The sequence below is a fragment of the Streptomyces sp. NEAU-174 genome (assembly GCF_052665095.1).
The window spans coordinates 699,586-720,285 of sequence record NZ_JBQTCE010000002.1 but is presented as its reverse complement, the minus strand read 5'-3'; the positions used below and the strand labels follow the sequence as shown (position 1 = coordinate 720,285).

Here is a 20,700-nt window from a genome sequence, read left to right as displayed (position 1 = left end):
TTGACCGGTGGGCCCGGCGCCGTATCCGGGCCCACACGCCGACTGCTCCTCGCCCTCAGCGGGAGGGGTGCCGTTCGCGATCGGCCGCTCGCCGCGGCTGACCGGACGGGAGGACCGCGCGCCGCTCGGGGCTCCAGGTCTCGCGGGTGGACAGCACCCCGAGGAGTCCCACGAGCGCGATGCACACATAGAGTCCGGCCGGGCCCACCCAGCCGAAGGACTCCGCGAGTAGCACGGCGAGGAACGGCGCGAAACCGGCCACCGACGCCGCGGTCTGGTAGCCGAGGGACGCCCCGGACGTACGGGTGGCGGTGTTGAACAGCTCGGCGAACCAGGCGGCTTGGGTGCCCGTCAGCGCCGCGTGGATCACCCCGATGCCGATCAGGAAGATCAGCACGATGAGCACCGGAGCGCCCGTGTTGGCCATCAGATACATCGGGAAGCCGAAGACCGCGGCCAGCACACACGCCACCAGGTACACCGTACGGCGGCCCACGCGGTCGGTGAGCGCGCCGGAGAGCACGGTGGTGGCGGTGGCGAGCAGGCTGGCGGTGACCACACCGGCGAGCGCCACCCCACGGTCGCCGTCGTCGCGGTCGGTGATGTAGGAGAGGAGATAGGTGGCCGTCAGGTAGTAGGCACAGGACTCCACCACGCGCAGCGCGATGATGCGCAGGATATTGCGCCAGTCCTCGCGCACCACGCTGAGCAGCGGGTTGCGGACGGTAGTGCCCTTCGCCCGGGCGGCCTCGAACTCCGGGGACTCGGTGAGCTTCATCCGGATCACCACTCCGGCCACGATCAGCAGGGCGCTGGCCAGGAACGGCAGCCGCCAGGCCCAGTCGGAGTCGAGGGTGGCGGAGAGCAGGAAGGCGATGTTGGCGAGCGCGATGCCCAGGGGGTTTCCGGCCTGCGGTATCGCCGAGTACAGGCCGCGGCGGGTGCGCGGCGCGTGTTCGTACGTCATCATCACGGCGCTGCCCCACTCGGCGCCGAACGCCAGCCCCTGGACACAGCGGATGACCACCAGCAGTACCGGCGCGGCCACTCCGACCTGCTGATAGGTGGGCAGCATGCCGATCAGGACGGTGGCTATGCCCATCGTCAGCAGGGCGCCGACCAGGACCGGCTTACGTCCGTGGCGGTCTCCGAGGTAGCCGCCCACGGCCCCGCCGATCGGGCGCATCAGGAAGCCGACGCCGAGGGTGACGAAGGCCAGCAGGGTGCCGACCACCGGGTCCGAGTTGGGGAAGAACGCGTCGCCGAAGTAGAGGGCGGACGCGGTGCCGTAGGCGACGAAGTCGTAGTTCTCGACGCAGGTGCCGACGGCGGACGCGAGGGCTGTCCTGACGCGTCCTCGTGCGGCGGGCGGGGGCGGGGGAGACGAGGGTGAGGCAGGAGTGGTCATACCGGTTCCCTTCGAGCGGAGGTGTGCCGGGGACGGGGTGTGCCGGGGACGGGTGTGTGCCGGGGACGTCAGAGGTGGTCGGCGGGATCAGAGGTGGTCGGCGGGGATCAGAGGTGTTCGGCGAGCTCGCGGGCCGAACGCAGCTCCAGATCGCGGAGCTTGGCCACGCGGCGTACGGTGTCGGCGTCGTCGTCGAACGTCGCGCCGAGGAACGCCGCCAGGACCTCCGTGGCCATGGCGGGTCCGATGAGCCACGCGCCCATGGCGAGCGCGTTGGCGTCGTCGTGCTCGACTGCCTGGTGGGCGGAGTACACGTCATGGCCGAGGCCACACCGAATGCCCGCGATCTTGTTGGCGGCCATCAGCGCCCCCGCGCCCGTCCCGCACACCAGCACGGCGCGGTCGGCTTCCCCGCCGCGTACGGCGTCGCAGGTGGCGAAGGTGATGTCGGGGAAGTCCACGGGGGTGTCGGTGTCGGGACCGAAGTCGACCACCTCGTGTCCCAGACGTAGCAACACCTGACGGACGTGTTCCTTGAGGGTCAGCCCCGCGTGGTCGTTGCCGAGTGCGATGCGCATGGTCAGCCTTTCGTCGGTGCGTCGGGCAGGGTGAGCCGCCCCGCGGACGCCACGCCGAGGCGGCGGGACCGCGGGGTGGGCGGGTCCGCGGAGTGTGCGGGTGAGGGGCGGGTTGGGTGTGGGGTCGTCAGACGGAGGGGTGACTGGCAGCGGTGTGCGGTCGCGCCGCCGATGACCGGCGGGGGATCAGCCGCATCGGCAGGACGACCGACTCGGCCGTACCGCCGTCGATGACATCGAGCAGGAGCCGCATCGCGGTCGCCCCTAAGGCGCGGGCATCGTGGGCCACCACCGTGAGCGGGGGATCGAGTTCGCCGAACCACTCGATGTCGTCGAAGGCGACCAGGGCCAGATCCTCGCCGATCCGCAAGCCCCGTTGGCGCACCTCGGCCAGGGCGCCGACCGCCATCAGGCTGTCGGCGGCGAGCAACGCGGTCGGCGGCCGGTGGTGCGCGAGGAGCTTCGCGGCCGCCGTGCCACCGCTCGCCCGGCGGAAGTCCCCCGCCGTGATCAGCGCGGGGTCGTCGTCCAGGTGGTGGCGGGCGATCGCCCCCAGGAACGCGCTGAGCCGCGCCCGCCCGGTGGACACCGACGGCGGTCCGCCGATGTATCCGATGCGGGTGTGGCCCTGTTCGGCGAGATGGGCGACGGCGAGCTCGACGCCCTGTGCGTTGTCGGCCGTCACGCTCGGCACATCGAACCCGTCCACGACGCGGTCCACGAAGACCAGTGGCACCCGCGCCTCTTCCAGAGCGCGCAGATTGCCACGGCCCTCCCCCTGGGGAGCGATGATGATGCCGTCCACCCGCTGGGTGAGGAACACATCCAGGTAGGTGTCCTGTTGTGCGGTGTCCTCGTTGGCGTTGGCCAGCAGTGTGACGTACGACGAGGCGAGCGCGGTCTGTTCGGCGCCGTGGGCGATGTCCGCGAAGAACGGGTTGCGTACGTCGGAGACGAGCAGCCCCACCGCATGGCTGCGCGCCGAACGCAGCGCCTGCGCCCGGGCGTTCACCCGGTAGCCGAGCTCGGTGGCCGCCGCCCGCACCCGTTCGCGGGCCGCGGGTGAGGTGGCCGAGTGGCCGGAGAGCACCCGCGACGCGGTCCCCACGGAGACACCCGCGCGGGCTGCGACGTCCTTGAGGGTCACGGTGGCGTCCACATGCGGCCTTTCACTGGGGCGGGCTCGTGCGGGTGCGGCGAAGTCGCCTTCCTGGTGGTTGAGGTTGGGAAGTTGACGGCAGGGACGGCGGGCCTCGGAATCGATTCCATGGAATCGATTCCAGCGGGGATCTTGGTGGACGCGCCCAGCCGAGTCAAGAGTTCTCACAAGGCTCGTTCGGCCGTCTCGGCCAGTGGTCGCCCGCCCGGCCCGAATTGAGCCGTCGCGCGGACCTTCCGGGGCGCTACGCCCGCCGGCTGTAGCGGCGCTCCGGGCGCCCGGCGGTGCCGTAGCGCAGGGAGACGTCGGCGTGGCCGGTGGCGTGGAAGTACTCCAGGTAGCGGCGGGCGCTGACCCGCGAGATGCCGATGGCGGTGGCCGCCTCGGCGGCGGAGACGGTGCCGTCCGCCTCGCGGAGGGCGCGCTCGACGAGTTGGGCGGTCTCCACGCTCAGGCCCTTCGGGAGGGCGCCGCCCGCCGGGGGCGCGAACGCCCCGGCCAGGACGCGGTCCACATCCGCCTGGCCACGGACGACCGTGGTGAGCAGCCGCCCGCGCTGGGTCGCATAGCGTTCCAGGCGGGGCTGGAGGTCCTCGTAGTCGAAGGGCTTGAGGAGGTAGTCGACCACGCCCTGACGGACGGCGCCGCGCACCGCGTCGGCCTCCCGCGCCGCGGTGATCACCATGACGTCGCAGTCGTGCCCGGCGGTGCGCAGCCGGGGGATGACGTCCAGGCCGAAGAGGTCCGGCAGATAGAGGTCGAGCAGGACCAGGTCGGGCCGGTGCGCGTCGACCGCCTCGATCGCCTGCTCGCCGGTGTGGGCGGTGCCGACGACGCGGAACGGCGCCACCCGCTCCACGAAGGTGCGGTGGACGCGCGCCACCATGAAGTCGTCGTCCACGACGAGCACATCGATCGTGCCGGCCGACTCGGTCATCGGGTCGCTCCTTCCGCCACCGCGTCGGCGGGGTGGCTGACGGACATGCGGGCGCTGAACATCGCGCCCTGGCTGGTGTTGGTCACCGCGATCTCGCCGCCGCGCCGCTCGCAGACGAGCCGGGTGAGCGCGAGTCCGATACCGCGCTCGCCCTCCCTGGCGGCCTTGGTGGTGAAGCCGTGGGCGAAGACCTCCTGGGCGAGTCCGGGGGCGACGCCGGGGCCGGAGTCGCGCACCACGATCTCCACACTGGTGTGGTCCTGGCGCAGCTCGACCTCCACCCACGGCTCGTCGCCGTCCCCGCCGCCGCCCTTGTTCCCACCGCCGTGCTCGGACGTGGCGGCGTCGATGGCGTTGTCGACCAGGTTGCCGACCACGGTCGCCACATCGGCGGCGTCCTCGGGTGTCAGCCGGTCCAGCGCGGTGCGGTCCGAGAGGCGCAGGGCCACCTTACGCTCGGCGGCCTGGGACGCCTTCGCCATCAGCAGGGCGGCGATGGCGGTGTCACGGACCCGGCGGCCGATGGACATGTCGAGCGACTGGCGGCGCTGGTTCAGCGCCCGGATGTAGCGCACCACCTCCTCCTGCTCGCCGATCTGGATCAGCCCGGAGATGGTGTGCAGCTGGTTGGCGAACTCATGCGTCTGCGCGCGCAGCAGCTCCGAGGTGGAGCGGAAGGAGCCGATCTCGCGTTCCAGCCTCGCCAGCTCGGTGCGGTCCCGCAGGGTGGTCACGGAGCCGAGCGGCCGTCCGTCCTTGACCACGGTCATGCGGTTCATCACCAGGACCCGGCCGTGCCGGACCACGACCTCGTCCTTCGGGTCCGCCGACTCCTTCCGCGCCCCCGCGAGGACGTCCAGCAGCCGTCCCTCGATGCCGAGCTCGGCCAGGTTGCGGCCCACACAGTCCTCGGGCAGCTCCAGCAGCCGCCTGCCCATGTCGTTGACGAGGGTCACCCGGTGCTGCGGATCGAGGGCGACGACGCCCTCGGCGATGCCGTACAGCATCGCCTCGCGGTGCTCGGCAAGGCCGGTGATCTCGCGCGGCTCCAGGCCCAGCGTCTGCCGTTTGACGCGCCGGGCGAGCAGCCAGGAGCCGACGACGCCGAGCGCGCTCGCCACGCCGAGATAGACGGGCAGATACGAGGACGCGCCGCTCAGCCGCTGCCACACCGTGGGGGACGCCTCGCCGATCATGACCGTGCCCAGATGCCGCCCCAGGTCGTCCCCCGTCGCGCCGAGCACCGGCACCTGCGCCACCAGCTCCCGGCTGCCGTCCCAGTCCAGCGTGCCCGACCAGCCACGGCCCCGGCCGACCCCCTCGCCCAGCGGCAGCCGGTCGCCGAGCACGGTGGGGTTCGTCGAGCTGACCACGCGCCCGTGGCGGTCGGCCACCGTGACGGACGTCACCCGCGACTGCACCCGCGCCGAGTACACCAGCGGGGCCAGCGCCTCCGCCGGCGACGGCCCCACCAGCCTGCTGCGCACCAGCGGCTGGGCGGCCAGCTGCTCGGCGAGCGCACCGACCCGGCGGCCCTCCACCCGGTTGAAGGTGGCCTCCGACTGCGCGAGCGAGACCGCCGCCACCGCCATCAGCACCACCACGACGATGGCGAGCTGGAGGAGCAGCATCTCGCCCGCGAGCGTTTGGCGACGGAACGCGGCGACCACAATGAACTCAATCTCTCCTGCTGACACAACCTGGGCGCATTGTCCACCAGGCCGCACAATCATGGCGTCCGCCGATGGGAAGCGAAAGGGAGGTGCCATGAGACGTCGCACCGGCACCCGTACCCGTACCCGCCTCCTGTCCGGCGCCCTGGCCGCCGTGTTGTCCCTGCTCGTCGGCGCCTGTGGCACCTGGCCGGGCACCGGGAACACCCGGGACGACGGGCTGCGGATCCTGGTGCCGAACACACCCGGAGGCGGCTACGACACCACGGCCCGGACCGTGGCCCGGGTGCTGGAGGAGACCGGGACCACCTCCGGCACGGAGGTGTTCAACCTGCCCGGGGCCGGTGGCACGGTCGGTCTCCAGCGCACCGTGGACGAGCGGGGCAACGGACGGCTCGCCCTCCAGATGGGCCTCGGTGTGCTGGGCGCGTCCCATGTCGCCCACGCGAAGGTGACCGTGGCGCGGACCACCCCGATCGCCCGCCTGATCGAGGAGCCCGAGGCGGTGGTGGTCCGCGCGGACTCGCCGTACCGCACCATCGGGGACCTGGTCGCGGAGTGGCGGAAGCACCCGGGAGACATCACGGTCGGCGGTGGCTCGTCGCTGGGCGGCCCGGACCACCTGCTGCCCATGGCGCTGGCCCGCGCCGTCGGCATCCAGCCGAAGACGGTGCGTTACGACGCCTACGACGGCGGTGGCGGCGATCTGCTCCCCGCGCTGCTGGACGGCCGGGTCGACTTCGCCACCAGCGGCATCGGCGAGTTCCTCGACCAGATCGCGGCCGGGCAGCTCAGGGTGCTCGCGGTCACCAGCGACCGGCCCGTGGCCGCGCTGCCCGGGGTGCCGACGCTGAAGGCGGCCGGGATCGACCTGGTCTTCGACAACTGGCGGGGGATCGTCGCCCCGCCCGGCATCAGCTCCGCGGACCGCGAACGCTGGATCGCGGTGCTGACCGCGCTGCACACCTCCCGGCAGTGGAAGGCCGAGCTCACCCGCCACGGCTGGACCGACGCCTTCACCACGGGTGGCGCCTTCGCCGCGTATCTAGCCCGGCAGGACAAGAACGTGGCGGTGCTGGTCGGACACCTGGGACTGGACTGACCGAACACCCCGCCGGGGCGCGTTTCTTCGCCTTGTCGCCCTTGAACCACACCCCCTGACCCACCCATGCCCTGGTGGCGTACGAACCCCCCGCATGCCCTGGTACGAACCCCTATGTCCTGGAAAGGCACCGCATGACCGCACACACCTGGTGGCTGCTGCTCATCCTCACGGTGGCGATCGCAGCACTGATCTATCTCATCAACTCACGGTTGCGGATCCATCCGTTCGTCGCGCTGATCCTGGTCAGCGTGGGCACGGGGATAGCGGCCGGGGAGCCCGCCGCGAAACTCGCCGGATCCATCGAGGAGGGCGCCGGCGGCACCCTCGGCGACGTGGGCGTCACCCTCGCCCTGGGCGCCATGCTCGGCCGTTTGCTGTCCGACTCGGGCGCCACCGACGCCATCGCCCGCGCCCTCGTCGCCCGCGCCGAGGCCCGCAGACTGCCCTGGCTGGTGGGTGCCGCGGCATTCGTCATCGGTGTGCCCATGTTCTTCGAGGTGGGCCTGATCGTGCTGCTGCCGTTGATCTTCAGCGTCGCCCGCAGGATGGAGGAACAGGGCGGCACCAAGGGCAGCCCGTACGTGCTCCTCGGCGTGCCCGCCATCGCCTCGCTGTCCACCCTGCACGGCATGCTGCCGCCCCACCCCGGCCCGCTGACCGCCATGACCGGCCTGCACGCCGACCTCGGCCTCACCCTCGGCGTCGGCATCGTCTGCGCCGTGCCCACCGTCATCCTGGCCGGGCCCGTCTACGCCCGCTGGATCGCGCCCCGGCTTCCCGATGTGGCTCCGGACGCCGAACTGGTGGCGCAGTTCACGGGGGTTGAGCGGCAACCCGCTGAAACCGGCACCTCGGCGCCCGGTGCGCGGGCGGGCGCGGAGGTGTCCCGCCGGACCGGTGTGCCGACCGGTCTGGCCGTGGCGGCCGTGCTGGTGCCCGTCGCCCTGATGCTGCTGCGCACCCTGGCCGAGACGGTGCTGGACGAGTCGAGCGGGCTGGGCGCGGCGCTGGTGTTCGCCGGAGAACCGCTGGTGGCGATGCTCGCCGGTTTCGTCTTCGCCCTGGGCGTGACGATGGTCGGCTCCGCCCGTTCGGGTTCCGGCCGCTCCGGTTCCGGCCGTTCGGGTGAGGAGACCCGGGCCTCGCTGACCGACAGTCTGAAGTCCATCGCCGCCATCCTGCTCATCATCGGCGGGGGAGGGGCGTTCAAGCAGGTGCTTCAGGACTCAGGCATCGGCGATGCCATCGCGTCGGCCGCCGAGGGCGCTCATGTCAATGTGATCCTGCTGGGCTGGCTCGTCGCCCTGCTGCTGTCGCTGACCACCGGTTCCGCCACCGTCGGCATCGTCTCCGCCACCGGCATCGTGGCCCCGCTGATCGGCGACGGCGGGGGCCTGGAGGCTTCTCTGCTCGTGGTCGCGATCGGCGCCGGTTCGCTCGGTCTCAACTACGTCAACCACGCGGGGTTCTGGCTGGTGAAGGAGTCGTTCGGAATGGACCTCACCCAGGCCACCAAGACCCAGACCGCCGTGCAGACCCTGGTCAGTGTGCTGGGTCTGGCGATGGCCCTGCTGCTGTCGGTGTTCGCCTGAGACACCGGTAGCCCGCGGTGGGTCCGGCGGCCCGGTGGCTGTCGGACCCACCTGCGAGACTCCGGCTACGCGCGGTACCGGCCTCTACCCCCCTCAACACCGGTGTGAAATCCTTTTCACCGCGGGGTAGGGTGAAGCCTGACCGTACACGGTGAAAGGATGCGGACACAGTTGGTGACGATCCATGACGTGGCGCGAGCCGCCGGTGTCTCTCCGGCGACCGTCTCGCGCGTCTTCAACGGCGGCAAGGTCACACCGGCACGTGTCCTGTCCGTACAAGAGGCGGCGGCCGCCCTCGGGTTCGCGCCCAATCGGGTGGCGCGGTCGCTGCGCAAGCAGCGGTCCAGTGTGATCGCGCTGATCATCCCGGACATCGAGAACCCGTTCTTCACCTCGCTCGCCCGTGGCGTCGAGGACGCCGCGCAGCGCACCAGCCTCTCCGTGGTCCTGTGCAACTCCGACGAGGACACCGACAAGGAGCGCCGCTATCTGGAGGTGGCTCTCGGTGAGCAGATGGCGGGCGTGATCGTGGCGGCGGCGTCCCAGGACGAGACGGATCTGGGGCCGCTGACCGACCGGCGTGTGCCCGTGGTCGCCGTCGATCGCCGTCCGCGCGACGCCGAGGTGGACGCGGTCCGGGTCGACAACCACCACGGTGGCGAGGTGGCCACCCGCCACCTCCTCCAGGCCGGTTACCAAAGGATCGCCTGCATCACGGGGCCCGAAGGCGCCTCCACCTCCGAGGAGCGCCTCGCGGGCCACCGCACGGCGTTGCGCGCCGCCCAGGGCGGCCCGGCCGCGGCCGACGACACCTACGTACGGCACGCCGACTTCCGGGTGGACGGCGGCCGCGCGGCGATGCGCGAACTGCTTGCGCTGCCCGAGCCGCCCGATGCCGTGTTCGTCGCCAACAACCTCATGACCATCGGCGTCCTCGACGCCCTCCGCGAGACCGGCCGCACCCCACCCGACGTCGGTGTGCTCTCCTTCGGGGACGTTCCCTGGGCGTCGCTGGTGCGCCCGTCGCTCACCGCGGTCGAACTGCCCTCGTACGAGCTGGGGCGCACCGCCGCCGACCTCCTCCTCCAGCGCATGGACGGCAGCGTGTCGCCGGTGCAGACCGTGGTGCTGCGCACAAAGCTACAGGTCAGGGAGAGCACGGCCGGGCCTGCCCGGGCCTGACGGGCACCCACCCCGCCCCGGACAACAAACAAAGCGGCGCCGCACCGGCCGTCCAGCCCGTGCGGCGCCACTTCACCTCACTTCACCTCACAGCGCGCTCACTTCAACCCCGACGTCTTGATCGACTCCACAATCTGCCGCTGGAAGATGAAGAACAGCACCAGCATGGGCAGCGCGGCCACCGTCGCCGCCGCCAGGATGTAGTTCCAGTTGGACGTGTACTGCGTCTGGAACGAAGAGATGCCGAGCTGCACCACCGTCAGGTCCTGATCACTCGTGGCGACCAACGGCCAGACGAACGCGTTCCAGTTGGCGAGGAAGAAGAAGATCGCCAGGGCCGAGAGGATCGACCGGGACATCGGCAGGACGATGTTCCAGTAGACCCGCCAGTGGCCGCAGCCGTCGATGACCGCCGCCTCCTCCAACTCCTTCGGCAGCCCCAGATAGAACTGGCGCAGCAGGAAGATGCCGAACGCGTTGAAGATCGCCGGGATGATCAGCCCGGCGTAGCTGTCGAGCAGGCCCAGCTGGCGGGCGACCAGGAACAGCGGGATCAGCACCACCGGCGCGGTGACCAGCAGCGTCGCGAAGATGGCGCCGAAGAGCTTCTCGCGCCCGGGGAAACGCAGCCGCGCCAGCGCGTAGGCGGCCATCGAGTGGAAGAACAGCGCCGCCACGGTGATCACCGTGGAGATGAAGAAGCTGTTCCACAGATAGCGGCCGAACGGCACCTCGGTGAAGACGTAGACGAAGTTCTGGAAGGTGAAGTCCCGCGGGACCAGCCGTCCATCGGTGACGGTGGCCCGCGTCTTGAAGGACGACGTAACCATCCACAGCACCGGAAAGAGGCTGATCAGCGACAGGACGACGGCCAGGAGGGTCAGCTCGGCGCGCGAGGACGGCAGTCGACGCCGACCGGTCGCGGTGGCCGTGGTGTGGGTCCGGGTCGTCAGGGTGTCACTCGCCATCGTCGAACCTCCCGCCTCTCGTGAACGTGAAGAGCAGCGCGGAGATGAGCACCATGATCAGCACCAGGAACGAGCCCATGGCCGACGCATAGCCGTACTCCCCGAATCCGAACGCCTGCTGGTAGATGTAGAAGATGGCGAGCGATGTGCCGTTGGCGGGGCCGCCGTTGGTCAGGACGAAGATCAGGTCAAGGCCGCCGGTGATGGCGGCGACCGTCGACATCAGCAGGACGAAGAAGCTGGTGGGGCGCAGCAGCGGCCAGGTGATGGTGCGGAACGTGGTCCACGGCCCGGCGCCGTCCAGCTTCGCGGCCTCGTAGTACTCCTGGGGGATCTCCTGGAGTCCGGCCAGGAAAATGATCATGTAGTAGCCCATCATCACCCACACCATGACGGCGATGACACAGCCGAGGGCGAGGGACGGACTGCCGAGCCAGGACTCACCGTCGAGACCGGCGGCGCGCATGGCCCGGTTGACGACCCCCGTCTGCTCGTCGAGCAGGAACTTCCACAGCACACCGACCACCACCAGGCTGATGACGTACGGCATGAAGAGCATCGTGCGGTAGACGCCGACCCCGGGCAGCTTCTGCTTCACCAGCAGACCCAGGCCCAGACTCACACAGAACAGGATGGGGACGAGGAACACCACATACAGCCCCGTGATCTTCATCGAGTCCCAGAACAGCGGGTCGTCCATCATCCGCCGGTAGTTGCCGAGCCCGATCCACTCATAGCTGCCGAAGCCGCTGACCTGGAAGAAGCTCAGCCCGATGGACAGCACCATCGGGATCGCGACGAACACCAGCAGCCCGAGCACATCGGGTGCGAGGAACAGCCCGGCGGCCAGCCACTCGCGGTGCTCGCGGCTCAGCCTCGGCCGTCGGCCGGACGTGGCGGGCGACTGCGCCGGGGCCACGGTGGCCCGGCGGCGGCGCTCCTGTGCGGCGACACTGCTCATATCAGGCTCGCCCCCTGGTAGCTCTTGGTGTAGGCCGCGATGGACCGGGCGGCTCTCTCGGCGTCACTGGCCACGCCGTGGCCGGCGAGCATGGTGCCCTGGATGGCGTCGGAGATCGCCTTGTAGACGACCGGGGGATAGCGCGGTTCGGCACGGCCGCCCGGGAAGATCTCGTCCTTGAACTTCTTCATGATCTCGGAGTCATAGCCACCCTTGGCGGAGCCGCGGTCCAGGGCGGTGTCCCGTGGCGCCACATCGGACTTGGTGCCGACGCACCACTCCACCATCCGGTTGATGGACTCGTCCTTCATGGAGCCCAGCGCCCAGACGCAGAACTCGGCCGCCGCCTCGGGGTCGCGGCCCTGGGCATTGGCGCAGAAGGACCAGCCGCCCAGCGCGGTGACGTACCGGCCGCCCGGGGGCGTGGGCAACTTGAAGACGCCGTAACGGTACTTGGGCGCGAACGCCTTGAAGCTGGAGACGTTCCAGATGCCCTGCTGCCACATGGCCACGTTGCCGCCCTTGAAACCGCCGACCACGTCCGCGGCGGCGGGCATGGTGCGCGGGGCGATGCCGTGGCGCACCGCGTCCTGCCAGAGCCCCAGGGCCTGGCGGGTGGCCTTGGAGTCGAAGACCACATCGCCGTGCTCGTCCAGGACCTCGCCTCCGCCCTGCCACATCCACGGGTACCAGGTGAAGTTCTGGTAGTAGCCCGGCCTGGTCTCGAAGACCAGCCCGGCCCGTGTCCTCGTGCGCAGCTTGTCGCCGATGTCGAGCATCTGGTCCCAGGTGGTGGGGATGTCGGCCTCCGACAGACCGGCCTTCTCCCAGACGTCCTGGGCGTAGAACATGGCCAGCGGCTCGATCTCCATGGGGAGGGCGTAGACCTTGCCGTCCACCATGCGGCTGTCGAGCGCGGAGCCGAAGTCGTCGATGGCCGCCTTCTCCATGTGCGGGGTGAGGTCGGCCAGGACGCCGCCGTTGTAGTAGCGCAGGAAGTCGCCGGGGGAGAGCAGGAAGATGTCCGGGCCCTCACCGGTGGCGAAGGCGGACGGCAGCTTGAATCCGTTGAGATAGGTGGGCTGCGGCAGATAGACGAGGTCGATCCGCGCCTTGTGGGTGGCGTTCCACCGGTCGACCATGTCGACGAACCACTTGGCCTGTGCGTTGACCGCGGGGTCCGGCGAGCGCTGGGGCCCGTAGAAGTTCCAGAACTGGAGGTTGCCCCCCTTGGCCCGGGCCGTGCCGCAACCGGTGAGCAGGGCCGGGGCCGCCACGGCCGAGCCCGCGCCCGCCGCCGCGGTGAGGAAACGGCGGCGTGAGGTGCCGGGGGAGGTGGCCGGGCGCCCGGCTTCATTGCCGTGCTGGAGCATGCGTGTGCGCTCCTGTCGGAGTGGGATGGGGACGTATGGATCCGGAGGTGGGTGGACCGCTCAGTCGACTTCGAGCGTGAGCAGGTCCGGTGTGGCCGGGCGGGACGCGGACGACGGGGCGTCCAGGTAGAACAGCGAGGTGCTGGCGATGTCATCGCTGGTGTGCCGGTAGCGGTGCGGCAGCCCGTTGCCCTGCCCCGGGCCGATGCCGAGGCTCTGCACGGTGACGCGCAGGTCCTCGGAGAAGCGGATGGGGTCCAGGACGTGCCAGCGATACATCCCGAACCGCTGCTGGCTGTTGTACAGCCCGTCCGGGCGCAGGACCTGGTTCAGGCCCAGGTACGGGGTGGTGTAGGCGGTGTAGCCCTGGCCGGGGACGTCGAAGTTCCAGGCGCCGCCGAAGTAGTCCTCGGTGCCGGTGCCGCAGAGCGTGGGGAACTCGTCGTCGCCGTCGAGGTAGAACTTCAGCTCGCCCTCGCCCCACCAGCCGGGGCTGTTGACGCCCCACGCCAGATAGGTGCCGACATAGCCGCCGGCGCCGGTGACCGTGTCGAGCAGGGTGTGCACCTCGCCGTACGGCACCGGGTGGCTGCGGCGCCACTGGGCGTGGAACCAGAGGGCGTCGTCCTCGACCTCGTCCAGCTCGTAGTCCACCTGGTAGTAGAGCGTGACCTTCTCGGCGGTCAGGTTCTCCAGGGTGATGCGGGCCGCGCGGCGGAACGGCATCGGCCAGTACGCGTTGAAGCCGCCGTTGGGGTTGGCGGCGACGGGCACGGACGAGACCTGGCTGAAGGTGTTCCAGCCGTTGCAGAAGAAGTCACCGAGCGGGACCTCGACGGCCGGTTCCTCCTCGCCCTCCCAGTACATCCGCAGCAGGGTGCCCCGCCAGGCCCGGTGCGGGTCGGTGGTGCACCACAGGTGGCGGATGGTGCCCGGCCCCTCGATGTCGGCGAGCACCGCCGTCGTGCCGGGGGCGATGTCGATGCTGGGGGAGATCTTCCAGCCCGGACCCAGCCTGCTCGCCGCCACCGCTCCGGTGCCCTCCGTGGCGCGGCCGCCACCCGACTTGGCGCCGGTGGTGTTCTCGGCGCTGATGGAACGGCTCACGGCACGCGTCCTGCGGGAGATGCCGTCGAGTCCAAAGGTCGTCATCGTGTCTTGCCCTCATGGGTGGAGTACGGGACGCGCGCCGACCGGCCGGAAGAGGCGCCGTGGCGCGCGGAGAACGGCGTCACCGGCAGTGCGGCGCAGCGCGTCTGAAATCCATTTCACCGAAACGTAGAGCGGGCCCCAGGGGGTGTCAAGGGGTGAGACATACGGCCACTCACGGGGTGTCCCGGAGTGTCCCTGGGTGCCGACGCACGCTGCTGATATGGCTTTTCGCCGGGGCAAAGGCCATTCGCGTGGTCTCCCTTGACGATGAAATCGTTTTCTGTCAGCGTGCTCGCCATGCCTCGCAACGCAGTCATCGGAGTGGACATCGGCACCTCGAGCAGCAAGGGCGTCCTCGTCGGTCTCGATGGCGCACTGATCCGCTCGGCCACCCGGGAGCACACGCCCGCGAGACCGGGCCCCGGCCACTTCGAGATGAACGCCTCCGTCTGGTGGCGCGAGTTCACCGAACTCGCCCGCGAGCTGACCGCCGCACAGGACACCACCGTGGTCTCCGTCGGGGTCAGCGGCATGGGCCCCTGCGTCCTGCTGACCGATGAGCACGACGCCCCGCTGCGCCCCGCCGTGCTCTACGGTGTGGACACCCGCTCGGTCCGGCAGATCCAGCGCATCGAGGCGCGGCTCGGCGCCGACGAGATCATCCGTCGCGGCGGCTCCGCCCTGACCACCCAGGCCGCCGGGCCGAAGATCGCGTGGATCGCCGAGGAGGAGCCCGAGCTCTACGCGCGGGCCAGGCGCCTGTACATGCCGAGCTCCTGGCTGGTCAGAAAGCTCACCGGGAACTACGTCCTGGACCACCACTCGGCCAGCCAGTGCACCCCGCTGTACGACACGCTCGCCGGCGAGTGGTACGCCCCCTGGGCCGCCGAGGTCGCCCCCGGGATCGAGCTGCCGCCGCTGCGCTGGCCCGGCGAGGCGGCCGGCGCCCTCACCCCCGAGGCCGCCACGGCGACCGGTCTGCCCGCCGGTATCCCCGTCACCACCGGCACCATCGACGCCTGGGCCGAGGCCCTGAGCGTGGGGGCGCAGAACATCGGCGATCTGATGCTGATGTACGGCACCACCATGTTCCTCATCCACACCGTGCCCGAGCCGCTGACCAGCCCGTCCCTGTGGGGCACGGTCGGCGCCCTGCCCGGGACCCGGAACCTGGCCGGTGGCATGGCCACCTCCGGCGCGGTGGCCAACTGGCTGAAGGACCTGTTCGCCGACGGCGGCCACGCCGAACTCACCGCGCTGGCCGCCGAGTCGGGCGTCGGCGCCAACGGCCTGCTGATGCTGCCGTACTTCTCCGGCGAGCGCACCCCGATCATGGACCCCGACGCCCGCGGAGTGATCGCCGGGCTGACCCTGTCCCACACCCGCGGCGACCTCTACCGGGCCGCACTCGAGGCCACCGGGTTCGCCATCCGCCAGAACATCGAGGTCATCGAGGCGGTCGGCGGCGACATCCGCCGGGTGGTCGCCGTCGGTGGCGGCACCCAGGGCTCGCTGTGGACACAGATCGTCTCCGACATCACCGGCCGCCCGCAGGAGGTGCGCACCACCACCATCGGCGCGGGCTACGGCGACGCCCTGCTCGCCGCCCAGCTCGTCGGCGACGCCTCCATCGACGACTGGAACCCGGTGCGCGAGACGGTGACGCCCCGCGCCGAACACACCGGGCGCTACGACGAGCTGTACGCCCTCTACCGGCGGCTGTACCCGGACACCGCCGCGACCGTCCACGCGCTGGCCGCGCTACAGGAGCGCTGAGCGCCCCGCGCGCCCTAAAGCCACCTGCGGCCCGCAGCCGCCCCAGCGCCCCCAGTCCCAGTGCCTTCAGCGCCCCCAGCACCACCCGCGCGCCCTCAACGAAACAACGACGCATCACCAACGGAGACCGCATGACCGCGTACACCCTGCCCGAGCTCCACCGGCCGCCCGCCGCCGAGCCGGCCACCGTCTACACCGTGGCCAGCGGCGATCTGCGCCCCGCCGCCAACGTCACCTGCTGGCCCACCCAGGAGAAGCTGGAGAGCGACCTCACCGCGGCCCTCACGGACCTCGGCTGGAAGGTCCGCCGCGGCCACGCGGTGGACCAGGCCAAGGGGCACGGGTTCATCGACAGCCAGCGCGCCGGTATCGAGGTCTTCAAGCACATACCCAAGGACGCCCCGCTCATCGTCGTCGAGGCCGTCTGGCAGTACAGCCACCACGTCCTCGCCGGTCTGCGCGACCACCAGGGCCCGATCCTGGTGGTGGCCAACTGGAGTGGCGAGTTCCCCGGGCTGGTCGGCCTGCTGAACCTCGCCGGGAGCCTCACCAAGGCGGGGCGCGACTACGCGGTGCTGTGGAGCGCCGACTTCACCGACGCGTGGGCGCGCGAGTCGCTGCGCACCTGGCTGGAGACCGGCACGCTCACCCACGACACCAGCCACGTCCGGCCCCTGCCGCCCCTGCCGAGCGCGAACCCCGAGACCGAACTGGGCGTGGCCCTCGCCCGGCAGCTGCGCGAGGAGAAGGCGATCATCGGCGTCTTCGACGAGGGCTGCATGGGCATGTACAACGCCATCATCGACGACGAGTTCCTCAACCCGCTCGGCATCTACAAGGAGCGCCTGTCGCAGAGCGCCCTGGTGGCCGAGATGAGGAAGGTGTCCGACGAGGAGGCCCAGGAGGTCCGGGCCTGGCTCGACCGGGCCGGGATGACCTTCCACACCGGCACCGACGAGGCCACCGAACTCACCGACGCCCAGCTGCTCAGCCAGTTCAAGATGTACATCGCCGCCGTGCGCATCGCCGACGACTTCGGGCTCGACGCGGTCGGCATCCAGTACCAGCAGGGCCTGAAGGACACCGTCCCGGCGAGCGACCTCGCCGAGGGTCTGCTCAACAACGTCCAGCGGCCGCCGGTGCGGAGCCGCGACGGCTCCCGCGAGCTGTACGCGGGCGCGCCGCTGCCGCACTTCAACGAGGTGGACGAGGGCGTCGCCGTCGACTCCCTGGTCACCAACCGCATCTGGACGGCGATGGGCCTCGACCCGGCCACCACACTGCACGACATCCGCTGGGGCGAGGAGTACGACGGCCGGTTCGTCTGGGTCTTCGAGATCTCCGGCTCGGTGCCCGCCTCGCACAACGGCGGCTACGACAAGTCGTACAGCATGCGCCAGCCCCCGATGTTCTTCCCGCTCGGCGGCGGCACCCTCAGCGGTGTCTCCAAGCCGGGCGAGATCGTCTGGTCGCGGGTGTTCCTGATGGACGGCAGGCTGCACGTCGACCTCGGGCGCGCCACCTCGGTCGAGCTGCCCGAGGAGGAGACCCGGCGCCGGCTCGACGCCACCAACCACCAGTGGCCGATCATGCACGCGGTCCTGCACGGCGTCACCCGCGACCAGTTCATGGCCCGCCACCGCGCCAACCACCTCAACGTGGCCTACGCACCCGACGCGGCGACCGCCGACAAGGCGCTGCGCGCCAAGGCCGCGCTCTTCGCCGAGCTGGGCGTCGAGGTGCACCTGTGCGGAGACGTGGCGGTCCACCCGCAGCCGTAGCCATAGCCGTAGCCACAGCCGTAGCCACAGCCATAGCCGTAGCGCCACAGCCGCAGAAAGCGCACGATTCCGAGGAGTCGCACATGGCAGCTTCATCACCACCCGTCCCCGCCGGAACGGCCGGTGGGGACCCCGCTCGAACCGCCGGTGGCCCCGGCCGCCGCCTGGTGCTCGCCGCCGGTCTGGGCCTGGCCACGGCGGCGGCCGGGCTGACGGCGGGGGCGCCGCGGGCGAGCGCCGCCGCCACCGCCATCACCGGTACGAAGGTCAGAAACCTCACCGGCCCGGCGGAGACGGGCCGGTTCGCCGCGCCCTGGACCGACCTGGGCATCCCCGTCCGCTGCCCCGACGGCACGATGCTGTTCGTGTGCGGCGACACCTTCGACGGAGGTGGCGTGGGCGGCCCCAACTGGCGGGCCCCGGTGGGCCTGCGGGCACGCCACCCCGACCTGAACGCCCTCGTCATCGACGACAGCGTGGGCGGTTCGCAGGCCGTGGGCCTGGTCCCGGAGAGCCACGAGAACAACACCACCGCCATACCGTCGGACGTCTTCACCATCGGTGACACGATGTACATGCATCTGATGCGGGGTGTTCTGTACCAGACCCACCACTCCGACTTCTGGCGTTCGACGGACAACGGCCAGACGTGGCAGTACCTGTGCCAGTGGCCCGGCGACCAGTACGGCGGCCAGTTCCAGCAGAAGACCTACGCGGTGGCGGACGACGGCTACGCTTACGTCCTCTCCAGCGTGTTCAACCGGGACGTGCCCTCCGACCTTCTGCTGCACCGCGTCCCACAGGACCGGTTGGGCGACCCGGCGGCGTACCAGCCGTGGGGCTACGCGAACGGCGCCTGGGCCTGGGGCAACTACCCGACCACCATCACCGCCCGGCGCCGGTTCGGCGAGATCTGTTTCCGGGCGATGGGCGGCAAGTACGCCCTGACCTGGCTGAACATGGAGCCCCTTGACATCCGCGCCCAGGTCTTCCCGCTGCCGACGAGCAACTTGTTCACCACTCCGGAGCAGCCCCTCATCGTCCCCACCACTCCCGGCAACGAGTCCGGCAACGCGGTGGCCAACCCCTACGGCGGCTTCATCGTCCCGGGCTCGACCTTCGGCGACTTCCACATCGCCGTGAGCCAGTGGTACGACGACCAGAACTACCGGGTGATGCAGTACCGGATCAACGGCCTGGCCGCCTGAGCACGCCGCCACCGACACCCGCGAGGAGCACACCGTGCGACGATCCAGAGTTCTGATCACCCTGGCGGCCGGGCTGGCCGTCGTGACGATGGCGACCGTACCCGGCGTCCAGGCGGACAGCACCGGCAGCCGCCACACCGAGCGCGAATCCGCCGCGGCCGCCACGGCCGCGAACGCCCCGGAGAGCGACTACTTCTCCACCGTGGACATCGCCCCCGGCGCCACCATCGGCGCCCCCGCGATCGGCGACAACAAGGAGCACGGCGACCTGTGGCCGTCGTGCTGGTCGAATGACGACAACGTCTACGCCGCGTACGGCGACGGCGTGGGCTTCGGCGACACCTGGCAGGACATCGGCGTGGCCCGGATCAGCGGCTCGCCCGGCAACCTGGCGGGCGCCCAGCGGGCGTCGGGCGACGGCATCGGCCGGATCTGGGGCGCCCCCCAGGACTACTACCGCAAGCCGACCGGCATGGTCTGCGTCAACGGCGACCTGTACCTCGCCGTGCAGGACCTCAAGAAGGGCACGCTGGACAACGCGCCGAGCGCGACGGTCGTGAAGTCCACCGACAAGGGCGCCACCTGGACATCGGACAAGGTCAAGCCGATGTTCTCGGACCAGAAGTTCACCACGGTGATGTTCCTGGACTACGGCAAGGACAACGCCAACAGCCCGGACGGATACGTCTACGCCTACGGCCTGGACTACAACTGGCGCGACACCTTCGACCCCGACCCGGACCCCACCGACCTCTATCTGGCCCGGGTGCCCGCCACGTCCATCATGGACCGCTCCACCTGGCAGTTCTACGCCGGTGACAGCGGCGGCGCCCCGCGGTGGTCCGCCGACATCGACCAACGGGTGTCGGTCCTCCACGACGACCACCGCGTCTACCAGAACGTGGGAACCGCGGGCCGGGTCAAGGACCTCAGCGTGATCAGCCAGGGCGGCGTGGTCTACAACAAGGCGCTGAAGCGGTACATCTACACGTCCTGGACGGAGTACACCTACGAGTTCTACGAGGCGCCCACGCCCTGGGGCCCGTGGAAGCACTTCACCCCCAAGGACTTCGGCGGCTACCCCTGGACCCACACCAAGCACGGCGGCTACGCCACCACCATCCCGTCGAAGTACATCAGCGCGGACGGCAAGTCGATGTGGCTCCAGTCCAACGTCTGCCCCTGCGGCGGCGGTTACCCGGCCGGTGACTTCTGGGCGTACACCTTCTCACTGCGCAAGATGTCCCTCACCCCCTCGGCCCCCAGCACCCCGGACAACACCCCGGACGCCGCCCGCAACCTCGCCCGCGAACCCGGCACCGTGCCCATCGAACGCGCCACCCACTTCGGCCGCGCGATCTACAACGACGGCGACACGACCCAGAACGAGGACGACTGGAACGACGAACGCAAGCCGACCAGCTGGTGGGGCTACACCTGGCCACGTACGTACCGCCTCAACCAGGTGACCTACACCACCGGGACCATGTTCGGCGACGGCGGCTGGTTCAGCAGCCCGCCCAAAATCCAGGTCCGCCGCGACGGCACCTGGACCGATGTCACCGGTCAACGCGTCACACCGGCCTACCCGACCTCCTCGGCCGCCGGCACGAACAAGACCTACGTCTTCGACTTCGACACCACGACCGGTGACGGCGTCCGCGTCATCGGTGGCAGCGGCGGAACGCAGACCTTCACCTCCATCGCCGAACTGGCGGCCCACTACCGCTGAGACTCTGATCAGGCGAATCCACTTCGGTCATGGTGATGCTGGTTCCGGCAGGCTGATCTGGTTCTGGAGCTTGCTCTCTGAACTGGATTCGGTTTTGCTGGGAGGGTCGTCCCAT

At 70.4% G+C, this 20,700-nt stretch carries 16 protein-coding genes; 7 read left to right on the top strand and 9 right to left on the bottom strand.

The window, feature by feature from the left end; all coding sequences use genetic code 11:
- Window positions 1–55: 55 nt before the first annotated feature.
- The 5 genes from ACT2CW_RS07985 to ACT2CW_RS07965 form a co-directional block, all read right to left on the bottom strand.
- Complete coding sequence (locus ACT2CW_RS07985) at window positions 56–1,408, bottom strand: MFS transporter (protein ID WP_445516042.1); 1,353 nt, start codon at window positions 1,406–1,408, stop codon at window positions 56–58.
- Window positions 1,409–1,515: 107 nt separating this feature from the next.
- Complete coding sequence (locus ACT2CW_RS07980; RefSeq protein ID WP_164431473.1) at window positions 1,516–1,986, bottom strand: RpiB/LacA/LacB family sugar-phosphate isomerase; 471 nt, start codon at window positions 1,984–1,986, stop codon at window positions 1,516–1,518.
- Between the two features lie 127 nt (window positions 1,987–2,113).
- Window positions 2,114–3,145 carry a LacI family DNA-binding transcriptional regulator gene (locus ACT2CW_RS07975; RefSeq protein WP_445516041.1) on the bottom strand — a complete coding sequence of 344 codons (1,032 nt, stop codon included), beginning with the start codon at window positions 3,143–3,145 and terminating at the stop codon, window positions 2,114–2,116.
- A 244-nt stretch (window positions 3,146–3,389) separates the two neighbouring features.
- Window positions 3,390–4,082 (bottom strand): response regulator, encoded by a 693-nt coding sequence (locus ACT2CW_RS07970; RefSeq protein ID WP_164431469.1) that lies wholly within the window; start codon window positions 4,080–4,082, stop codon window positions 3,390–3,392.
- On the bottom strand, window positions 4,079–5,752 hold the full coding sequence (locus ACT2CW_RS07965) for an ATP-binding protein (protein ID WP_445516230.1): 1,674 nt from the start codon (window positions 5,750–5,752) through the stop codon (window positions 4,079–4,081). Before ACT2CW_RS07965 ends, ACT2CW_RS07970 begins: the two co-directional genes overlap by 4 nt.
- A 97-nt stretch (window positions 5,753–5,849) precedes the next feature.
- On the opposite strand from ACT2CW_RS07965, the gene ACT2CW_RS07960 reads away from it, so the two are divergent.
- The 3 genes from ACT2CW_RS07960 to ACT2CW_RS07950 all read left to right on the top strand — a co-directional run bounded on the left by ACT2CW_RS07960 (window position 5,850) and on the right by ACT2CW_RS07950 (window position 9,634).
- Window positions 5,850–6,857: a Bug family tripartite tricarboxylate transporter substrate binding protein gene (locus ACT2CW_RS07960; protein WP_445516040.1), complete on the top strand. Its 1,008-nt coding sequence runs from the start codon at window positions 5,850–5,852 to the stop codon at window positions 6,855–6,857.
- A gap of 134 nt (window positions 6,858–6,991) precedes the next feature.
- On the top strand, window positions 6,992–8,452 hold the full coding sequence (locus tag ACT2CW_RS07955; protein WP_445516039.1) for a GntP family permease: 1,461 nt from the start codon (window positions 6,992–6,994) through the stop codon (window positions 8,450–8,452).
- Between the two features lie 159 nt (window positions 8,453–8,611).
- A complete protein-coding gene (locus ACT2CW_RS07950; RefSeq protein WP_445516038.1) occupies window positions 8,612–9,634 on the top strand; it encodes a LacI family DNA-binding transcriptional regulator in 1,023 nt (340 codons plus the stop codon).
- Between the two features lie 98 nt (window positions 9,635–9,732).
- Here the strand turns inward: ACT2CW_RS07950 and ACT2CW_RS07945 are convergent, their stop codons facing one another.
- The 4 genes from ACT2CW_RS07945 to ACT2CW_RS07930 are packed head-to-tail and all read right to left on the bottom strand — an operon-like array spanning window position 9,733 to window position 14,088.
- Window positions 9,733–10,602: a carbohydrate ABC transporter permease gene (locus ACT2CW_RS07945; RefSeq protein WP_445516037.1), complete on the bottom strand. Its 870-nt coding sequence runs from the start codon at window positions 10,600–10,602 to the stop codon at window positions 9,733–9,735.
- Window positions 10,592–11,563 carry a carbohydrate ABC transporter permease gene (locus ACT2CW_RS07940; protein WP_164431463.1) on the bottom strand — a complete coding sequence of 324 codons (972 nt, stop codon included), beginning with the start codon at window positions 11,561–11,563 and terminating at the stop codon, window positions 10,592–10,594. Before ACT2CW_RS07940 ends, ACT2CW_RS07945 begins: the two co-directional genes overlap by 11 nt.
- A complete protein-coding gene (locus ACT2CW_RS07935; protein ID WP_414083352.1) occupies window positions 11,560–12,936 on the bottom strand; it encodes an ABC transporter substrate-binding protein in 1,377 nt (458 codons plus the stop codon). The genes ACT2CW_RS07940 and ACT2CW_RS07935 overlap by 4 nt, the downstream gene beginning before the upstream one ends.
- Window positions 12,937–12,996: 60 nt before the next feature.
- On the bottom strand, window positions 12,997–14,088 hold the full coding sequence (locus ACT2CW_RS07930; RefSeq protein ID WP_445516036.1) for a glycoside hydrolase family 172 protein: 1,092 nt from the start codon (window positions 14,086–14,088) through the stop codon (window positions 12,997–12,999).
- Between the two features lie 297 nt (window positions 14,089–14,385).
- Between ACT2CW_RS07930 and ACT2CW_RS07925 the strand changes: the two genes are divergently transcribed.
- The 4 genes from ACT2CW_RS07925 to ACT2CW_RS07910 all read left to right on the top strand — a co-directional run bounded on the left by ACT2CW_RS07925 (window position 14,386) and on the right by ACT2CW_RS07910 (window position 20,585).
- Complete coding sequence (locus ACT2CW_RS07925; protein WP_445516035.1) at window positions 14,386–15,864, top strand: FGGY-family carbohydrate kinase; 1,479 nt, start codon at window positions 14,386–14,388, stop codon at window positions 15,862–15,864.
- 131 nt (window positions 15,865–15,995) lie between these two features.
- A complete protein-coding gene (locus ACT2CW_RS07920) occupies window positions 15,996–17,645 on the top strand; it encodes a fucose isomerase (RefSeq protein WP_445516034.1) in 1,650 nt (549 codons plus the stop codon).
- An 83-nt stretch (window positions 17,646–17,728) separates the two neighbouring features.
- The gene (locus tag ACT2CW_RS07915; protein ID WP_445516033.1) at window positions 17,729–18,853 is read left to right on the top strand and encodes a DUF4185 domain-containing protein; all 1,125 of its coding nucleotides are present in this window, start codon (window positions 17,729–17,731) and stop codon (window positions 18,851–18,853) included.
- A 34-nt stretch (window positions 18,854–18,887) separates the two neighbouring features.
- Window positions 18,888–20,585 (top strand): hypothetical protein, encoded by a 1,698-nt coding sequence (locus ACT2CW_RS07910; RefSeq protein ID WP_445516032.1) that lies wholly within the window; start codon window positions 18,888–18,890, stop codon window positions 20,583–20,585.
- The last annotated feature ends 115 nt before the right edge of the window (window positions 20,586–20,700 follow it).